General features: G+C 61.1%; 1 protein-coding gene and 1 pseudogene. Both read right to left on the minus strand.

Features of this window, described 5'->3' with window-relative positions:
* A partial coding sequence (locus tag WCB02_RS35650; RefSeq protein ID WP_423966167.1) for a cytochrome ubiquinol oxidase subunit I occupies positions 1 to 970 on the minus strand: 970 nt, incomplete at its 3' end.
* Between the two features lie 416 nt (positions 971 to 1,386).
* A pseudogene (locus WCB02_RS35655) lies at positions 1,387 to 1,634 on the minus strand (HlyD family secretion protein); the annotation flags it as partial.

Here is a 1,634-nt window from a genome sequence, read left to right on the forward strand (position 1 = left end):
GAAACGCAAAGAACGGAATGAGCACCGGCGGCCGCTCGGCCGCGGGAAAATCGTCGAGCCCGACTTCCTTCGAGCTGAGATCTCCGACGGCAACGAGACTTCCGAGCAACGGAATCTTCAGTTCGTAGCGATTGGTACCGGCTGCGGCGTCCGGCAGCGCGAGCACGACCTCGCCGGCCGGCTGCTCATCGTGCCATCGGGCTTCGATCGCGGCAAATTTCGCCGGCTGCAGATCATGCACGTACTCGCCGTTGAAGTGGCCGTAGAGCAATTGAACCGGGATCAGGACCGCTGCAAGCACAAGGCCCATGCGCAGCATCACTTTGGCTTCCTCGGCGCACATGTTGCGAAGCTGATACCAGGCTCCGGTCGCCGCGACGCAGCAGGCGCCGGTGAGATAGGCACCCAGCAGCATGTGGGGAAAACGGACCCAGAGCACCGGGCTGAGAAGGATCGCCTTCCAGTCGACCGGCACATAGACGCCATTTTGCAGAAGATAGCCGACCGGCGCCTGCATCCAGCTGTTGTTCACCATGATCCAGAAGGCGCTGAACGTGGTCCCCAGCGCCACCATGCAGGTCGAGAACAGATAGACGACCGGGGCAACGCGGGACCTGCCGACAATCAGGACGCCGAAGAACGACGCCTCCAGCGCAAAGGCCGTAAAGCTCTCATAGACGAGGAGCGGCCCCTGAATCGGCCCCGCCGCCGCCGACAACCGGCTCCAGTTGGTCCCGAACTCGAATGCCATGACGATGCCGGACACGACGCCAAGGCCGAAGGCGATGCCGAAGATCTTGAGCCAGAACTCGAACAGCCGCCGGTAGACCGGCCGGCCACTGAGGATGTGGACCACTTCGAGAACCACGAGCCAGGCGCCAAGTCCGATCGTGAACGATGGGAATACGATGTGGAACGAGATCGTGAATGCGAATTGCAGTCGTGATAACAGCAGCGCGGTGATCGGCATCGGATACTCCCGTACATCATTGCCGTAAAGACATCGGGCTCAGTGGTCTCGCTTGTTCGAGACGATTGCGGTTTGGGCTTTCCTTGAACTTTCCTTGGACTTCGATGCTTCTCAGCGACTGCATTGCACTTGCATGTAATTCGCGCCGACAGCCGCTGCTGTCAATCCGCTGAAGCGAGCTCAGTCACTTGATGAATCTTGCTCATACAAGAAGCGCTGAATTGACGGCCACGGCCTGCAAAAAACGCTCGGGAAACAACTTCGCCACAGCAACGCGTTGACGACGCGCACGTCCCAATGCGCGAACACGGCACGATGCGAAACGGCTTTGCAGCACGTAACGCCTCTGTGATCACTTTCCCGTCAGGATGTTTTACGTTGCTCGATGGGATGCGCGTGGCTGCGGCAATCGCGGGTCAGCCCGCCAGCCAGACCGTCATGCCGGGCTCGAGCGCCGGCGCGCCGGGCAGCGGATCAATCCGCAGCCGCAACGTATTGCGATCGTGATCGCCGACCGCGCGCGCGGCCTGCCAGATCGCGAATTCGCCAAGCGGCAGCAGCTCGGTCACGACGCCCGGGAATGTGGTGCTTTTGCCCGCGGTGATGAGATCGACGTGCGATCCGACCGTGATGCCGCGCAGCTGATCCTCACGGACATTGAAGG

Origin of the sequence: Bradyrhizobium sp. (assembly GCF_049581145.1) — a bacterium.
In the GTDB taxonomy this organism is placed as follows: Bacteria; Pseudomonadota; Alphaproteobacteria; order Rhizobiales; family Xanthobacteraceae; genus Bradyrhizobium.